This is a genomic window from Neobacillus niacini, assembly GCF_036961885.1.
Lineage (GTDB): Bacteria > Bacillota > Bacilli > Bacillales > Cytobacillaceae > Neobacillus > Neobacillus niacini_H.
Window position 1 is genome coordinate 162,109 of the sequence record NZ_JBALNQ010000001.1, and the last position, 16,691, is coordinate 178,799.

Below are 16,691 nucleotides of genomic sequence, written 5' to 3' on the forward strand. Positions count from 1 at the left end.
AGCGTCTGTTGGAAGGAGTTGAAAACGATGCAAAAATTAATAGAAGATATCACAAAAGAACAACTTCGTTCTGATCTACCTACGTTTCGTCCTGGTGATACTGTACGTGTACACGTTAAGGTTGTCGAGGGTACTCGCGAGCGTATTCAGTTATTCGAAGGTGTTGTGATTAAGCGTCGTGGTGGTGGAGTTAGCGAAACTTTCACAGTTCGTAAGGTTTCTTACGGAGTAGGCGTTGAGCGTACTTTCCCTGTACACACACCTAAAATTGCGAAGCTTGAAGTATTGCGCCGCGGTAAAGTTCGCCGTGCTAAGCTATACTACTTACGTAAGCTACGTGGTAAAAAAGCTCGTATTAAAGAAATTCGATAATAAAGAAAGAGCTTGCTTTGCAAGCTCTTTTTTCGTACATAACATTTCAAAATTGCGAAAAAGTAGTAATATTAAAGTTTGGTTAAAAAGTGCAATCCCCACGTGTTTAATATACTATTTTTATGTAAAATAAGATGATAGCAAACATTTTATTTGTGATTGGCGGGGAACATTACATGGTAAAAAAGAAGAATGAACTTTGGGAATGGACGAAGGCACTTTTAATTGCTGTTGCTTTGGCAGCAGTCATTCGTTACTTTCTATTCGCTCCAATTGTAGTGGACGGGCTATCCATGATGCCAACACTACAGCACCAAGACCGTATGATAGTAAACAAGCTAAGCTATAATATAGGTGAGCCAAAACGGTTTGATATTATCGTCTTTCATGCGCCGGAACAGAAGGATTACATTAAAAGAGTAATTGGACTTCCGGGCGACCGTATTGAGTATAAAGATGATACCCTATATGTAAATGGTAAAGCCTATGAAGAACCGTATTTAGCCGAATACAAGAAGAAAGTAGAAGGCCCGTTAACCGATCCTTTTACTCTTGAGGAGACACCTGTAGGGACGGAAACTGTGCCAGAAGGTGAATTATTCGTAATGGGCGATAATCGCCGTTTCAGTAAGGATAGCAGACATATCGGTACCATCTCGTTGGATAAAATAATCGGTAAAACAAGTATTGTTTATTGGCCGATAAAAGACGCACACATTGTGAAATAGACTTAGGAGGTGACTGCTTTGACGATCCAATGGTTTCCTGGCCATATGGCAAAAGCTCGAAGAGAGGTCACGGAAAAATTAAAATTAGTAGATATTATCTATGAATTGGTGGATGCGAGAATTCCTTATTCCTCTCGCAATCCGATGATTGATGAAATTATTCAGCATAAACCAAGACTTGTTCTTTTAAATAAAGCAGATATGGCAGATAAAGCAAGGACGAATGAGTGGATATCCTATTTTGCTAAAAAGGGAATAAAAGCGCTAGCCATTAATTCTCATGCTGGGATAGGAATGAAGGATATTGTTCAAGCATCCCACGAAATTCTTAAGGAAAAATTTGATCGACTACGAGCAAAAGGTGTTGTCAACCCGAGAGCCATTCGTGCGATGATTGTTGGAATTCCAAATGTTGGGAAATCAACATTGATTAATCGACTTGCTAAGAAGAATATTGCCAAGACAGGCAATAAACCTGGGATAACAAAGGCTCAACAGTGGATTAAGGTAGGTAAAGAGTTAGAATTATTAGATACTCCTGGGATCCTCTGGCCAAAGTTTGAAGACCAAGAGGTAGGAAAGAGACTGGCTGTAACAGGGGCGATTAAAGACACACTCCTAAATATGCAGGACTTAGTTGTCTTTTCTATAAAGTTTTTATCAGAGCGCTACCCTGAGAGACTTAAGGAGCGATATAGGCTCGATTCTGTCCCTGAAAATGTGGTTGAAATGTTTGACCAAATTGGTGAACTTAGAGGCTGTCTAGGAGCCGGCGGGGTCGTTGATTATGATAAAGTATCGGAGCTTGTCATTAGGGACATTAGAACGGAGAACTTCGGACCGCTAACGTTTGAGCGTCCAGGTGATTTCATAAATGACAGTGTAAAATAAATAAACAAGAGACTCTCAATCACGGAGAGTTTTTTTGTTTATTTTTGACATTGAAATAAAATTGATGAGAATGTATTATTACAGCGGGTGAAGAAAATGAAAGTACAAACAATTGCAGAAATCGAACAAGAACTTACAAACATAAAGGCTGAAAGTGAACCTTATTTTCAAAGAATTCAGCAGGATGAACGCAAAGGAGTCCAACAACTCATACATAAATGGCAGAGGAGAAAGGAACAGGAAAGACAGCTGCAAGAAAAATTTTATGAAATGAATGTATTTGAAAATAAATGGCGTGCCAAGGGATATCAATTTATTGCTGGAGTGGACGAAGTTGGCAGAGGACCCCTTGCTGGACCAGTAATGGCAGCTGCTGTTATTCTTCCTAAGAATTTTTACTTACCAGGTATTGATGATTCAAAGAAACTATCAGAAAAAAAGAGAAATGAATATGCAGAAATAATTAGAAAAGAAGCAATAGCTTATAGTGTTGCAGAAGTTGATGCAGGGGAAATTGATACCTTCAATATTTACGAAGCAACAAAAAAGGCGATGAAAACAGCAGTCGTTTCACTTAGTCAAAATCCTGAAGTTTTACTAATCGATGCTATGAAACTAGAAACTCCATTTATTTTTGAGTCAATCATTAAAGGTGATGCAAAGAGTGTCTCGATTGCCGCAGCTTCTATTATTGCAAAAGTAGCAAGAGACCATTTAATGGCGAAAATTGGCGATGATTTTCCGGAATATGGGTTTCAGAATAATATGGGATATGGCACAAAAGAACATATTTCAGCTATTCAAAAATATGGAATAACCCCTTATCATCGTAAGAGTTTTGCGCCTGTAAAAGACATGTTGCCACAATAATAAAAACAGGCCAAATACCTGTTTTTATTATTGCCATAAAGTAAATTGTTGTTACTATATGGATTCACTCTCCATGAAAGCGCTTTATTTAACGATAGAAGTATTCATAATATTAAGATGAATATAATTTTTTATGCATAATGGTGGACAAGAGAATAGTCATTATATAAAATGAAAACGGAGTCAATTTTTTGAAGAGTTTGATAGGAGGATGGGAAATGAATATCCATGAGTATCAAGGAAAAGAGATCCTCAAGCGTTACGGGGTAGCTGTTCCTAATGGAAAAGTGGCATTCACGGTTGAAGAAGCAGTAGAAGCCGCGAAAGAATTAGGCACACAGGTTTGTGTCGTAAAGGCGCAAATCCATGCTGGCGGAAGGGGTAAAGCTGGCGGGGTAAAGGTTGCTAAAAACCTTGATGAAGTCCGTACATATGCGAGTGAAATCTTAGGAAAGACTTTGATTACACATCAAACAGGACCAGAAGGAAAAGAAGTTAAGCGACTTCTAATTGAAGAAGGCTGCGATATTAAAAAAGAGTATTATGTTGGTCTTGTCTTAGACCGTGCTACTTCACGTGTTGTTCTTATGGCTTCAGAAGAGGGCGGAACAGAAATAGAAGAAGTAGCAGAGAAAAATCCGGAAAAAATCTTTAAAGAAGAAATTGATCCGGTTCTAGGTTTAATGCCATATCAAGCCCGCAGAATTGCATTTAATATTAACATTCCAAAAGAGTTAGTCAATCAAGCTGTTAAGTTTATGATGGGCTTATACAATGCATACATTGAAAAAGACTGTTCAATCGCTGAAATAAATCCATTAGTTGTAACTGGTGATGGAAAAGTAATGGCATTGGACGCAAAATTAAACTTTGACTCTAATGCACTTTATCGTCAAAAGGACGTTCTTGCATATCGAGATCTTGAAGAAGAAGATGCGAAAGAAATTGAAGCGTCTAAGTATGATTTAAGTTATATTTCTTTAGATGGAAACATCGGCTGTATGGTTAATGGTGCCGGACTTGCTATGGCAACGATGGATATTGTTAAGCATTATGGCGGCGACCCAGCTAACTTTCTTGATGTTGGGGGCGGTGCTACAGCAGAGAAAGTAACTGAAGCATTTAAGATTATCCTTTCTGATCCAAACGTAAAAGGTATTTTTGTCAATATCTTTGGCGGAATCATGAAATGTGATGTCATTGCTGAAGGTGTAGTAGCAGCAGCGAAGCAAGTTCAATTAAGTGTTCCTCTTGTTGTACGATTAGAGGGTACAAACGTTGATTTAGGTAAGAAAATTCTTGCTGAATCTGGTTTAGCTATCACTCCTGCAGAATCAATGGCTGACGGTGCACAAAAAATCGTTTCACTAGTGAAATAGGATCGAAAGAAAGGGGAATTAACGTGAGCGTTTTTATTAATAAAGATACGAAAGTAATTGTTCAAGGGATTACAGGTTCAACTGCCCTTTTTCATACAAAACAAATGCTAGAATACGGTACACAAATCGTTGCTGGTACTACTCCTGGTAAAGGCGGCATGGAAGTTGAAGGGGTACCTGTTTTTAATACGGTGCAAGAAGCCGTTTCTGCTACAGGCGCTACTGCTTCTGTCATCTATGTTCCAGCACCATTTGCTGCTGATGCAATTATTGAAGCGGTTGATGCTGAGTTAGACCTTGCCATTTGTATTACAGAGCATATTCCTGTATTGGATATGGTAAAAGTAAAACGTTATATGGAAGGTAAAAAGACCCGACTAGTTGGTCCAAACTGTCCAGGTGTTATAACTGCAGATGAATGTAAAATAGGGATCATGCCTGGTTATATTCATACTAAAGGCCATGTTGGCGTTGTTTCCCGCTCTGGAACATTAACCTATGAAGCTGTTCATCAGTTAACCCAAGCGGGTATTGGTCAAACAACCGCTGTTGGAATTGGCGGCGACCCTGTTAATGGAACAAACTTCATCGATGTACTAAAAGCATTTAATGAAGACCCTGAAACCTATGCCGTTATCATGATTGGTGAAATTGGCGGTACCGCTGAAGAAGAAGCTGCAGAATGGGTTAAAGCTAATATGACTAAACCTGTTGTCGGCTTCATCGGTGGACGTACAGCACCTCCTGGAAAGCGTATGGGCCATGCTGGTGCGATTATTTCAGGTGGTAAAGGTACAGCTGATGAAAAAATCCGCGTAATGAATGAGTGCGGAATAAAAGTTGCTGATACACCATCTGTAATGGGTGAAACTTTAATTGAGGTTCTCAAAGAGCAAGGAATTTACGATCAGTGTAAAACACACTAAGAATAGTAGAATTAGTCCCTTTTGATAAGGGGCTATTTCTTCTTTCTATTTATATTGGAGGGAAATAAATGGATGAATTTAAAGAAAACCTCACATATTTACTGCATTATCCGGGAATTTCATGGAATACCATTCTTCAATGTTTGAAAATGGACTCAACTCTCCTTTCCTCACCCAACACACTCAACAAATCAGTTTTTCCTTCCTTAACAGCCATTCAAACGGAACACATTATCGAACAAATCCGCCAATATGAGAAAAATGATATTCACGTCATCTCTATCTTTGATAAAAATTATCCTAGTTTGCTAAAAGAAATCTATCAGCCTCCATGGGCGTTATTTGTAAAAGGAAATCTATCTTTACTTGAAACACAGTCAAAGCTTGCAGTTGTCGGTTCACGTCAAGCGACACAATATGGTAAGAAGGCAATACGCGTCATATTTCCTGAATTACTGGAAAAAGGAGTTGTAATTGTCAGTGGATTGGCTGCTGGTATCGATACACTTGCACATGAATTCGCAATGAAAAATGGCGGCAATACAATTGCCGTAATAGCTGGGGGGTTATATCATATATACCCAAAAGAGAACTCTGATTTGGCAAGAGAAATGATGGCAACACAGCTAGTTGTCTCAGAATATCCTCCTGATACAACACCACTGCGATGGCATTTCCCAGCCCGCAACCGAATCATCAGCGGGATGTCTAATGGTACATTTATAATAGAAGCAAAAAGAAAAAGTGGGTCACTCATAACGGCAAATTATGCAGTAAATGAAGGACGAGAGGTTTTTTCGCTGCCTGGAAGCATCTTCAACCCGTATTCTTTAGGGTCAAATGATTTAATCCGGCAAGGTGCAAAGCTGGTCATGAGCAGCGAGGATATTTTGGAGGAACTTCGGTTATAGCTTTTAACACTTAATCGTTGATTTTTGCAGGTTTTTTCTAAACGATTGGAGAATAAGTTCTAAAAAAGCTTGAAATTTTTTCTAATATGTTATACATTTTCCAACAGATATTCGAAAAAAGAATTTCTAACAGGAATATTATGGCTTATAATTGTCATTAATTATGGGTGACGACTTCGTCATTATTGACATCAATGATTATTTGATTAAGAATAATAGGTATTAATCTGGTATACACTTTCCACATTAGTTAGGAATAATATATAGTTATGGAAAATTAGGGATAAGTCATTTTTGTAAAGTATTTTCACATGTCCAGATTGAGGAATTTGGAATTTAGAAAAACTTCTCAAATTGTAAGTAGGTCTGAATTTGAGCGTAGTCATTTTCAGAGTGCTTTCACTTCTTATATCCCCTTGAGGAGGATTATTCGCATGGCAGAGTTTCTAGTAATTGTAGAATCACCAGCAAAAGCGAAAACAATTGAACGGTACTTAGGAAAAAAATATAAAGTAAAAGCATCTATGGGCCATGTGCGAGATTTGCCGCGGAGCCAAATGGGAGTCTATAAAGAAACTAACTTTGAACCGAAATACATCACGATTCGGGGCAAAGGTCCCGTATTGAAGGAATTAAAAACTGCAGCAAAGAAAGCAAAGAAAGTCTATCTCGCGGCTGACCCGGATCGCGAAGGGGAAGCAATTGCTTGGCATTTGGCTCATAGTTTAGATGTTGATATTACATCTGATTGCCGGGTGGTCTTTAATGAAATAACGAAGGATGCAATAAAAGAGTCCTTTAAACATCCCCGTCCTATCAACATGGATTTGGTTGATGCTCAGCAAGCTAGAAGGGTTTTAGACCGTCTCGTCGGTTATAACATTAGCCCGCTACTTTGGAAGAAGGTAAAAAAGGGGCTTAGTGCAGGACGTGTACAATCTATTGCGGTCAAATTAATAATTGACCGAGAAAAAGAAATAAAGGCGTTTGTTCCAGAAGAATATTGGACGATCGAAAGTGAATTGGTAAAAGGAAAAGATCATTTTAGTGCTTCATTCCATATGATTGCAAATAAAGAAAAAGTTGAACTTAACTCTGAAAAAGATGTAGAGGCTATTTTGAAGCAAATGGAAGGAGATAAGTTCAAAGTCGTTTCTGTTACCATGAAGGAAAGAAAGCGAAACCCATCTCCTGCCTTTATTACATCATCACTTCAACAGGAAGCGGCCAGAAAACTTAATTACCGTGCTAGAAAGACCATGATGATTGCTCAGCAGCTTTATGAGGGGATGGAGTTAGGAGCAGAAGGAACCGTTGGTCTTATTACTTATATGAGAACAGACTCAACCCGTATTTCTGAAGTGGCTCAGAAAGAAGCAGCTGAATATATTCAAAAAGAGTTCGGTGAGGCTTACTTAAAGGATGAACAGCGAAAAGAAAAGAAACAAAATAGTAATACACAAGATGCTCACGAAGCCATTCGTCCAACAAGTACTTTCCGTGACCCAAATAGTGTGAAGCAATACTTGTCAAGAGACCAATTTCGTCTCTATAAGCTAATTTGGGAACGATTTTTAGCAAGTCAAATGGCTCAGGCTGTCATGGATACAATGAGTGTCGATCTTCAAAATGGTAATGTAATTTTCCGGGCAAATGGCTCAAAGATTAAGTTTCCTGGCTTTATGAAGATCTATGTTGAGGGAACGGATGATCAAGTGGAAGAAAAGAATAAAATGCTGCCAGATTTAAAAGAAGGCGATGAAGTCTTCAAAAAAGATATAGAATCCAAACAGCATTTTACTCAGCCGCCGCCAAGATATACGGAAGCTAGATTAGTTAAAACGCTTGAGGAATCAGGCATTGGCAGACCTTCCACATATGCACCGACGTTAGATACCATCCAGAAACGCGGCTATGTTTCATTAGATAATAAGCGATTTGTCCCCACAGAGTTAGGGGAAATCTGTAATGAATTAATGATTGAATTCTTTCCTGATATTCTCAATGTCGATTTTACCGCCAAAATGGAACAGGATTTAGATAATGTAGAAGATGGTAAAATTCACTGGGTTGAAATTATCGATGGATTTTATCAAGAATTTGAAAAGCATTTAGCAAAGGCCGAAGAAGAAATGCAGTCTGTCGAAATTAAAGATGAACCGGCTGGCGAAGATTGTGAATTATGTAGTAGTGCAATGGTATTCAAAATGGGCAGATACGGTAAATTCATGGCTTGCAGTAATTTCCCAGATTGCAGGAATACAAAAGCTATTGTTAAGGAAATTGGAGTAACATGTCCAAAGTGTAAAGAAGGCAGTATCATTGAGCGTAAGAGTAAGAAAAAAAGAATATTCTATGGCTGCAACAGGTTCCCAGAATGCGATTTTATCTCTTGGGATAAACCGTTGCCAAGAACTTGCCCTAAGTGTGATGCAGCGCTCGTAGAAAAGAAATTAAAAAAAGGCGTTCAAGTGCAGTGTGTTGAATGTGATTACAAAGAAGAACCACAAAGTTAAGGGTGAGCACAGCTCACTCTTTTCAATTTTTTTAATCCAGCTCCAGCGCCTAGGGGCTCGGGGTCATAAGCCAATCCGTCAAGAAGGTTAAAGAGCGCAACCTTCATGCCGGCTCGTCTTATGCCAGTCGCCCCTGTTCAAGGCGCTTCCGCTTTTTTTTAATCAAACATAAAACTTTTTTGTTTTTGAATCGTATAGTAAAATGCAAGATGGGCTGAAAAATGGGAAAAGTAAAATTGTAAAAAGTCAAAAATTGATTGGGCATTGGAAAATCAGGAGGTATATCATGAACGATGTTACAATAAACGTAATAGGAGCAGGTTTAGCAGGGAGTGAGGCTGCCTGGCAGATTGCTAAACGCGGTGTAAAAGTCCATCTTTATGAAATGAGGCCAGTAAAACAAACACCTGCACACCATACTGATAAATTTGCAGAATTGGTTTGCAGTAATTCCTTGCGTGCTAATACTCTAACAAATGCAGTAGGAGTATTGAAGGAAGAAATGAGAATTCTCGATTCGGTTATTATTACGGCTGCGGATGCTAGTTCTGTTCCAGCAGGTGGAGCCTTAGCAGTAGACCGTCATGAATTTGCTGCTAAAGTGACGGAGATGGTAAAGAATCATGAGAATGTTACGGTAATCAATGAGGAAGTGACAGAAATACCTGAAGGAATTACTGTAATAGCAACGGGACCCTTAACAAGCCCAGAGCTTTCTTCAAGTTTAAAATCGTTAACAGGAGAGGATTACCTCTATTTTTATGATGCTGCCGCACCTATCCTTGAAAAAGATAGCATTGATATGGATAAGGTCTACTTAAAATCACGGTATGATAAAGGTGAAGCTGCCTATCTAAATTGTCCGATGACAGAGGAAGAGTTTAATCGGTTTTATGAGGCACTTATCGCTGCTGAAACAGTCCCATTAAAAGAATTTGAAAAAGAAATTTTCTTTGAGGGCTGCATGCCAATAGAAGTAATGGCACAGCGAGGAAAAAAGACCATGTTATTTGGACCATTAAAACCTGTAGGATTGGAAGATCCGAAAACAGGGAAAAGACCATATGCCGTCATTCAACTTCGCCAAGACGATGCTGCAGGTACCCTTTATAATATTGTCGGATTTCAAACGCATTTAAAATGGGGACCGCAAAAAGAAGTTCTTCGGTTAATCCCAGGACTTGAAAATGTTGAAATTGTACGTTATGGGGTCATGCATCGAAATACCTTTATCAATTCACCCAAAGTATTAAAGGCTTCATATCAATTTAGGGAACGTGAAAACCTGTTCTTTGCAGGACAAATGACTGGTGTGGAAGGATATGTAGAATCTGCTGCTAGTGGATTAGCTGCCGGAATTAATGCCGCTAGACTGGCTTTGGGGTATGAAACAGTAGAATTCCCCGTCGAAACGGCAATTGGAAGTATGGCGCGTTATATCACGACGACTAATGCTAAAAACTTCCAACCGATGAATGCAAATTTTGGGCTATTTCCTGAATTAGCTGAAAAAATCAAAGGTAAACAGGAACGAAATCTGCAACATGCAAACAGAGCGCTAGAAACAATTCAGAACTTTGTGAAGGTTTTGTAAAATTTATTGCAAGGGGTTAAGAAGTGTGTTACGCTTTAGGAGCCTTTGTGAGATGGGCACAGTAATAATTGTGACTGTTTTAGTAACGTTGGGTCACAACCATTTACAAACTGTGAAAACTTAATCACAATATACAATTGGACAATCCCAATATGCTCAGTGTAAATTCTTTTTGTTCATACCTGAACAAGTTGGAGTTTGATGGAGTCAATGAAACGTATATACCCATACATAAAAGGGAATAAATGAATAAAGTTTTCATACTATTCTAGTGTAATGCACTTGTCTATTTATGACAATCTCTTGTTACATAAATTTGTTATCAAAAATGCAAGAGGAGGATTAATGATGAACCAATTTCATGCTACGACAATATTTGCAATCCATCATAATGGTAAATGTTCAATGTCAGGTGATGGCCAAGTCACATTTGGTAATGCAGTTGTGATGAAGCACACAGCAAAAAAGGTTAGAAAGATATTTAATGGTAAGGTATTGGCTGGTTTTGCCGGGTCTGTTGCGGATGCATTTACCCTTTTTGAAATGTTTGAAGGGAAATTAGAGGAATACAACGGAAACCTCCAAAGAGCCGCTGTTGAGCTTGCTAAACAGTGGAGAAGTGATAAAGTGCTAAGAAAGCTAGAAGCAATGTTAATTGTCATGAATCAAGAAGATTTGCTCCTCGTTTCAGGAACAGGAGAAGTGATTGAGCCAGACGATGGAATTCTAGCAATCGGATCAGGTGGTAATTATGCGTTAGCAGCTGGACGTTCTCTAAAGAAATATGCAGGTGACCATCTATCTGCAAAAGAAATCGCAAAGGCTTCTTTAGAAATAGCTGCTGAAATTTGTGTATATACCAACCATAACATTATCGTGGAAGAGCTCTAAGAGGAGGGGACCAACAATGGCTAATAAAGACAACCTAACACCGCGCCAGATTGTAGAAAGACTTGATCAATATATTATTGGACAAAAGGACGCAAAAAAAGCAGTTGCAGTGGCACTTAGAAATCGATATAGACGTGGGATGTTAACCGAAAAACTTCGCGAAGAGATTATTCCTAAAAATATTTTAATGATCGGTCCAACGGGTGTTGGTAAAACAGAAATTGCTCGGAGAATTGCAAAGCTGGTTGGTGCACCTTTCGTTAAAGTAGAGGCGACTAAATTTACGGAAGTCGGTTATGTGGGTCGTGATGTTGAATCTATGGTTCGTGATCTCGTTGAAACATCTGTCCGTTTAGTAAAAGAAGATAGAGTGTTATCTGTCAAAGAAAGTGCAGAGCAAAATGCAAATGCTAGGCTGGTTGATTTACTTGTTCCATCTGCAAAGAAACAGCAAAATTACAAAAATCCACTTGAAATGCTTTTCGGTGGCGGAAATGCAACAGCAGAACCTGAAAATCATCAAGAAGATTACTCGATAACGGAAAAAAGAAAAATTGTGAAGGAAAGACTTGCTCTTGGTCAATTAGAAGAAGAAATCGTTACAGTCGATGTTGAAGAGCAATCACCTTCTATGTTTGATATGCTGCAAGGCTCCGGAATGGAACAGATGGGTATGAACATGCAGGATGCATTAAGCAGTTTTATGCCGAAGAAACGAAAGAAACGTAAATTAACAGTTCGTGAAGCAAGAAAAGTTTTAACCAATGAAGAAGCAGCAAAATTAATTGATATGGATGAAGTTACAACTGAAGCGGTTTACCGTGCTGAACAAACGGGTATCATCTTTATAGATGAAATTGATAAAATAGCTAGCAAAAATTCTGGTGGATCTTCAGCAGATGTTTCTCGCGAAGGAGTCCAACGAGATATTTTACCAATCGTTGAAGGTTCAACCGTTGTAACAAAATACGGTTCAATTAAAACAGATTATATTTTATTTATCGCAGCTGGTGCTTTTCACATGTCAAAACCATCAGATTTAATACCAGAATTACAAGGTCGATTACCAATTCGGGTTGAATTAACGAAATTAACCGTTGAGGATTTCTTTAGAATTTTGATTGAACCAGATAATGCGTTAATTAAACAATATCAAGCATTATTGGAAACAGAAGGTATACAAATTGAATTTTCTGACGATGCTATTCGTAGAATAGCTGAAATTGCTTTTGAAGTGAACCAAAATACAGATAATATTGGAGCAAGAAGACTTCACACCATTTTGGAAAAACTTTTAGAAGACTTGTCTTTTGAAGCACCCGATATTTCAATGGAGAAGATTACCATTACTCCACAATATGTTGATGATAAGCTCGAAGCAATATCGAAAAATAAAGATTTAAGCCAATTTATCCTATAATTTAGATTTACTAATAAAACTTAATAATGGTTCCAGTTAATTAGGAGGAAGAAACAGATGGATTTACTTACAAAAACAAGAAAAATTAATGTATTGCTACAAAAGGCGGCAGGCAAGCCAGTAAACTTTAAAGAAATGTCTGAAACACTAAGTGAAGTGATAGAAGCTAATATTTTTGTTGTAAGTCGACGGGGTAAGCTTTTAGGCTTTGCTATCAATCAACAAATTGAGAATGATCGTATGAAGAAAATGTTGGAAGACAGACAGTTTCCTGAAGAATATACAAATGGCCTTTTTGCCATTCAGGAAACTTCATCAAACCTTGATGTCGATAGCACATATACTGCATTCCCGGTTGAAAATAGAGAGTTATTCCGTGAGGGGTTAACAACAATTGTTCCTATTATTGGCGGTGGGGAACGCCTTGGAACTTTAATTCTTGCTAGACTGCAAGAAAAGTTCCATGATGATGACCTTATCTTAGCTGAATATGGTGCAACGGTTGTCGGTATGGAAATTTTACGTGAAAAGTCAGAAGAAATTGAAGAAGAGGCTAGAAGTAAGGCAGTGGTTCAAATGGCTATTAGTTCATTATCGTACAGTGAACTTGAAGCAATTGAACATATTTTTGAAGAATTAAATGGTCATGAAGGCTTGTTAGTTGCTTCAAAAATTGCTGACCGTGTGGGTATTACCCGCTCAGTTATTGTAAATGCACTTAGAAAGCTTGAAAGTGCGGGCGTAATTGAATCTCGTTCTCTTGGTATGAAAGGAACATATATCAAAGTATTGAACGATAAATTCCTTATTGAATTAGACAAATTAAGATCTAACTAAATGATATGAAAAATCCCTGGTTTTACCGGGGTTTTTTTTCTGAAGTAAAACTTGATTGTTGCTGGCGCATGTGCTATATTATTAAACGGTGTTATTACACACGCTTGTTGATTTAAGCAGCCGGTGCTGTTCATAACAGTTTCTGTTTAAAAGTGAAACGAGCGGAGGAAAACGAAACCATAGGAGGAAACAAACATGTCAGTTATTTCAATGAAACAATTGCTTGAAGCTGGTGTACACTTTGGACACCAAACTCGCCGTTGGAACCCAAAAATGAAGAAATATATCTTCACAGAGCGTAACGGTATTTATATTATCGATCTTCAAAAAACAGTTAAGAAGGTTGAAGAAGCTTATAACTGGGTTAAAGATCTTGCTGCTAATGGCGGAACAATCCTTTTTGTAGGTACTAAGAAACAAGCTCAAGATTCTGTTAAAGAAGAAGCAGCTCGTTCTGGTATGTACTTTGTTAACCAACGTTGGTTGGGTGGAACTTTAACTAACTTTGAAACAATCCAAAAGCGTATTGGTCGCTTAAAAGATATCGAAAGAATGTCTGAAGATGGTACTTTCGAAGTATTACCTAAAAAAGAAGTAGTTCAATTGAAAAAAGAACTAGAACGCCTTGAAAAATTCTTAGGCGGTATCAAGGATATGAAGAGACTTCCAGATGCACTTTTCATTATCGACCCTCGTAAAGAGCGTATTGCTGTTGCAGAAGCTAAGAAGTTGAACATTCCTATCGTAGGAATTGTTGATACTAACTGTGATCCAGACGAAATCGATGTAGTTATTCCTGCGAATGACGATGCGATTCGCGCGGTTAAGCTTTTAACTGGTAAAATGGCAGATGCTATCCTTGAAGCAAAACAAGGTGAAGAAGTAGCTGTAGAAGCTTAATTTATATGATTTGAACAAATAAAAAGGTGATAACAGGGAGCACCCTTTATCGCCTTTTTTTAAAGATTAATCTTAGCACTCTATGGCTAAGCTATTTGTATGTACATATGTATTAAAGGAGGAAATTAATCATGGCAGTTACTGCTCAAATGGTAAAAGAATTACGTGAAAAAACTGGCGCTGGAATGATGGATTGTAAAAAAGCGTTAACTGAAACAAACGGTGATATGGAAAAAGCAATTGACTTCCTTCGTGAAAAAGGAATTGCATCTGCTGCGAAAAAAGGCGATCGTATAGCTGCTGAAGGATTAACGTATGTTGTTGCTGAAGGTAACGATGCAGTTATTTTAGAAGTAAACTCTGAAACAGATTTCGTTGCAAAAAACGAAGCATTCCAAAACCTTGTAAAAGAATTAGCTGCACATTTGCTTGCTAACAAACCTGCAAGTGTAGAAGAAGTTTCTGCACAAACGATTAATGGAGTGACTGTTGCTGATTATATCAATGCTGCCATTGCAAAAATTGGTGAAAAATTATCACTTCGCCGTTTTACTGTAGTATCAAAAACAGATAATGATGCTTTTGGTGCTTACCTGCACATGGGTGGACGTATTAGTGTATTAACAGTTCTTGAAGGAACTACAGATGCTGCTGCTGCTAAAGATGTTTCCATGCATATTGCAGCATTAAGACCTAAATATGTTTCTCGTGACCAAGTTTCTCAAGAGGAAGTTGAACACGAGCGTCAAGTTCTTACTACACAGGCACTTAACGAAGGAAAGCCTGAAAAAATCGTCGAAAAAATGGTTGAAGGCCGTCTTGGTAAGTATTTTGAAGATGTATGTCTTCTTGACCAAACTTTCGTTAAAAACCCTGATCAAAAAGTTCGTCAATTTGTTGAATCAAAAGGCGCTACTGTACGTGAATTCATTCGTTACGAAGTGGGCGAAGGTATTGAAAAGCGTGAAGACAACTTCGCTGAAGAAGTTATGAATCAAATTAATAAAAAGTAATCAAACGCAGCGCAAAATCTTAGAAATATGTTTTGAATAGGGAACACGATGTGTTCCCTATTTTTAAAGAGTTTTTTATAAAAAATACATAATAAGGAGGTTCATATGAGCGGTCCTAAATACAAACGCGTAGTACTAAAATTAAGTGGGGAAGCACTTGCTGGAGAAACAAGCTTCGGTATTAAACCATCCGTTATTAAGTCAATCGCTGGCCAAGTAAAGGAAATTGCTGAACTTGGTGTCGAGGTTGCAGTTGTTGTTGGCGGTGGCAACATTTGGCGTGGTAAAATTGGAAGTGAAATGGGGATGGACAGAGCAACTGCTGATTATATGGGCATGCTTGCGACTGTGATGAATTCTTTAGCACTTCAGGATAGTTTGGAACACTTGGGTATAGAATCCCGGGTACAAACTTCAATTGAAATGCGTCAAGTTGCAGAACCATATATTAGACGTCGTGCAATGAGACACTTAGAAAAAAAGAGAGTCGTTATTTTTGCTGCAGGTACAGGAAATCCATATTTTTCAACCGACACAACTGCTGCACTAAGAGCGGCTGAAATCGATGCTGAAGTAATATTGATGGCAAAAAATAATGTGGATGGTGTATACTCTGCCGACCCGCGTCTTGATTCAAATGCAACAAAATATGACGTTCTGACGTTCCTAGATGTTATCAAAGAAGGATTGGCTGTAATGGATTCAACAGCTTCTTCATTATGTATGGATAATGATATTCCGCTTATTGTTTTCTCTATTATGGAACAAGGAAATATTAAACGTGCAGTAATGGGTGAAAAAATTGGAACGATTGTTAGGGGGAAAATTTAATGCCAAAACAAGTGATTTCCACAACAAAGGAAAGAATGACAAAAGCCATTCAAGCGTATTCGCGTGAGCTTGCAACTATTCGAGCAGGGAGAGCTAGTGCGTCATTATTAGATAGAATTACAATAGATTATTACGGGGCACCTACACCAGTGAATCAAATGGCTGGAATTTCAGTACCAGAAGCTCGACTCCTAGTCATCCAGCCTTATGATAAGTCAATTTTAGGTGCGATTGAAAAGGCAATTCTTAAATCTGACTTAGGTTTAAACCCTTCCAATGATGGTCAAGTAATCCGAATTGCTATTCCTCAATTGACGGAAGAGCGCAGAAAAGAGCTAGTGAAATTAGTTAAGAAAGAATCGGAAGAAGCAAAGGTAGCGATTCGTAACATCCGACGTGATGGAAACGATGACCTTAAAAAGCTAGAAAAGAACGGAGAAATCACCGAAGACGCCCTTCGTGGTTATTCTGAAGATATCCAAAAACTAACAGACGAACAAATTAGTAAAATCGACCAAATAACCAAAGACAAAGAAAAAGAAATCTTGGAAGTTTAATAAATTTAAGGCTGTGTTAATAATACTTTTGTTCTTAGAACCTGTTGATTGGAGC

General features: G+C 38.2%; 16 protein-coding genes. All 16 read left to right on the forward strand.

The genetic code is table 11. The features are described 5' to 3' along the window. Window positions 1–27: 27 nt before the first annotated feature. A complete protein-coding gene (gene rplS / locus V7124_RS00860) occupies window positions 28–372 on the forward strand; it encodes a 50S ribosomal protein L19 (RefSeq protein WP_335411657.1) in 345 nt (114 codons plus the stop codon). A 176-nt stretch (window positions 373–548) separates the two neighbouring features. Then, window positions 549–1,100 carry a signal peptidase I gene (gene lepB / locus V7124_RS00865; RefSeq protein WP_335411654.1) on the forward strand — a complete coding sequence of 184 codons (552 nt, stop codon included), beginning with the start codon at window positions 549–551 and terminating at the stop codon, window positions 1,098–1,100. An 18-nt stretch (window positions 1,101–1,118) separates the two neighbouring features. Continuing rightward, the gene (gene ylqF, locus V7124_RS00870) at window positions 1,119–1,991 is read left to right on the forward strand and encodes a ribosome biogenesis GTPase YlqF (RefSeq protein WP_335485057.1); all 873 of its coding nucleotides are present in this window, start codon (window positions 1,119–1,121) and stop codon (window positions 1,989–1,991) included. Window positions 1,992–2,087: 96 nt separating this feature from the next. Next, window positions 2,088–2,861 (forward strand): ribonuclease HII, encoded by a 774-nt coding sequence (locus tag V7124_RS00875; protein WP_335411652.1) that lies wholly within the window; start codon window positions 2,088–2,090, stop codon window positions 2,859–2,861. A gap of 218 nt (window positions 2,862–3,079) precedes the next feature. Then, on the forward strand, window positions 3,080–4,240 hold the full coding sequence (sucC, locus tag V7124_RS00880; RefSeq protein WP_335411650.1) for an ADP-forming succinate--CoA ligase subunit beta: 1,161 nt from the start codon (window positions 3,080–3,082) through the stop codon (window positions 4,238–4,240). Window positions 4,241–4,263: 23 nt separating this feature from the next. After that, window positions 4,264–5,166 (forward strand): succinate--CoA ligase subunit alpha, encoded by a 903-nt coding sequence (gene sucD / locus V7124_RS00885; protein WP_335411648.1) that lies wholly within the window; start codon window positions 4,264–4,266, stop codon window positions 5,164–5,166. 68 nt (window positions 5,167–5,234) lie between these two features. After that, window positions 5,235–6,077 carry a DNA-processing protein DprA gene (gene dprA, locus V7124_RS00890; protein WP_335485060.1) on the forward strand — a complete coding sequence of 281 codons (843 nt, stop codon included), beginning with the start codon at window positions 5,235–5,237 and terminating at the stop codon, window positions 6,075–6,077. 434 nt (window positions 6,078–6,511) lie between these two features. Next, window positions 6,512–8,593 (forward strand): type I DNA topoisomerase, encoded by a 2,082-nt coding sequence (topA, locus tag V7124_RS00895; RefSeq protein ID WP_335411644.1) that lies wholly within the window; start codon window positions 6,512–6,514, stop codon window positions 8,591–8,593. A gap of 286 nt (window positions 8,594–8,879) precedes the next feature. Next, on the forward strand, window positions 8,880–10,187 hold the full coding sequence (trmFO, locus tag V7124_RS00900; RefSeq protein ID WP_335485063.1) for an FADH(2)-oxidizing methylenetetrahydrofolate--tRNA-(uracil(54)-C(5))-methyltransferase TrmFO: 1,308 nt from the start codon (window positions 8,880–8,882) through the stop codon (window positions 10,185–10,187). A gap of 348 nt (window positions 10,188–10,535) precedes the next feature. Further along, window positions 10,536–11,078, forward strand: a complete 543-nt coding sequence (gene hslV, locus V7124_RS00905; protein ID WP_335411641.1) for an ATP-dependent protease subunit HslV — start codon at window positions 10,536–10,538, stop codon at window positions 11,076–11,078. Window positions 11,079–11,094: 16 nt separating this feature from the next. Next, window positions 11,095–12,498, forward strand: coding sequence for an HslU--HslV peptidase ATPase subunit (hslU, locus tag V7124_RS00910; protein WP_335411638.1), 1,404 nt, complete (start codon window positions 11,095–11,097; stop codon window positions 12,496–12,498). A gap of 57 nt (window positions 12,499–12,555) precedes the next feature. Beyond that, window positions 12,556–13,335, forward strand: a complete 780-nt coding sequence (gene codY, locus V7124_RS00915; protein ID WP_335411636.1) for a GTP-sensing pleiotropic transcriptional regulator CodY — start codon at window positions 12,556–12,558, stop codon at window positions 13,333–13,335. Between the two features lie 195 nt (window positions 13,336–13,530). Continuing rightward, window positions 13,531–14,235, forward strand: coding sequence for a 30S ribosomal protein S2 (gene rpsB / locus V7124_RS00920; RefSeq protein ID WP_335411634.1), 705 nt, complete (start codon window positions 13,531–13,533; stop codon window positions 14,233–14,235). Between the two features lie 131 nt (window positions 14,236–14,366). Next, window positions 14,367–15,248: a translation elongation factor Ts gene (tsf, locus tag V7124_RS00925; RefSeq protein WP_335411632.1), complete on the forward strand. Its 882-nt coding sequence runs from the start codon at window positions 14,367–14,369 to the stop codon at window positions 15,246–15,248. 105 nt (window positions 15,249–15,353) lie between these two features. Then, on the forward strand, window positions 15,354–16,079 hold the full coding sequence (gene pyrH / locus V7124_RS00930) for a UMP kinase (protein ID WP_335411630.1): 726 nt from the start codon (window positions 15,354–15,356) through the stop codon (window positions 16,077–16,079). Continuing rightward, the gene (frr, locus tag V7124_RS00935; RefSeq protein WP_335411627.1) at window positions 16,079–16,636 is read left to right on the forward strand and encodes a ribosome recycling factor; all 558 of its coding nucleotides are present in this window, start codon (window positions 16,079–16,081) and stop codon (window positions 16,634–16,636) included. The genes pyrH and frr overlap by 1 nt, the downstream gene beginning before the upstream one ends. Window positions 16,637–16,691 lie beyond the last annotated feature (55 nt).

Coding starts and splice junctions, on each gene's coding strand:
- rplS (WP_335411657.1), top strand. CDS start 28: ATGCAAAAATTAATAGAAGATATCACAAAAGAACAACTTCGTTCTGAT.
- lepB (WP_335411654.1), top strand. CDS start 549: ATGGTAAAAAAGAAGAATGAACTTTGGGAATGGACGAAGGCACTTTTA.
- V7124_RS00875 (WP_335411652.1), top strand. CDS start 2,088: ATGAAAGTACAAACAATTGCAGAAATCGAACAAGAACTTACAAACATA.
- sucC (WP_335411650.1), top strand. CDS start 3,080: ATGAATATCCATGAGTATCAAGGAAAAGAGATCCTCAAGCGTTACGGG.
- dprA (WP_335485060.1), top strand. CDS start 5,235: ATGGATGAATTTAAAGAAAACCTCACATATTTACTGCATTATCCGGGA.
- topA (WP_335411644.1), top strand. CDS start 6,512: ATGGCAGAGTTTCTAGTAATTGTAGAATCACCAGCAAAAGCGAAAACA.
- trmFO (WP_335485063.1), top strand. CDS start 8,880: ATGAACGATGTTACAATAAACGTAATAGGAGCAGGTTTAGCAGGGAGT.
- hslV (WP_335411641.1), top strand. CDS start 10,536: ATGAACCAATTTCATGCTACGACAATATTTGCAATCCATCATAATGGT.
- hslU (WP_335411638.1), top strand. CDS start 11,095: ATGGCTAATAAAGACAACCTAACACCGCGCCAGATTGTAGAAAGACTT.
- codY (WP_335411636.1), top strand. CDS start 12,556: ATGGATTTACTTACAAAAACAAGAAAAATTAATGTATTGCTACAAAAG.
- rpsB (WP_335411634.1), top strand. CDS start 13,531: ATGTCAGTTATTTCAATGAAACAATTGCTTGAAGCTGGTGTACACTTT.
- tsf (WP_335411632.1), top strand. CDS start 14,367: ATGGCAGTTACTGCTCAAATGGTAAAAGAATTACGTGAAAAAACTGGC.
- pyrH (WP_335411630.1), top strand. CDS start 15,354: ATGAGCGGTCCTAAATACAAACGCGTAGTACTAAAATTAAGTGGGGAA.
- frr (WP_335411627.1), top strand. CDS start 16,079: ATGCCAAAACAAGTGATTTCCACAACAAAGGAAAGAATGACAAAAGCC.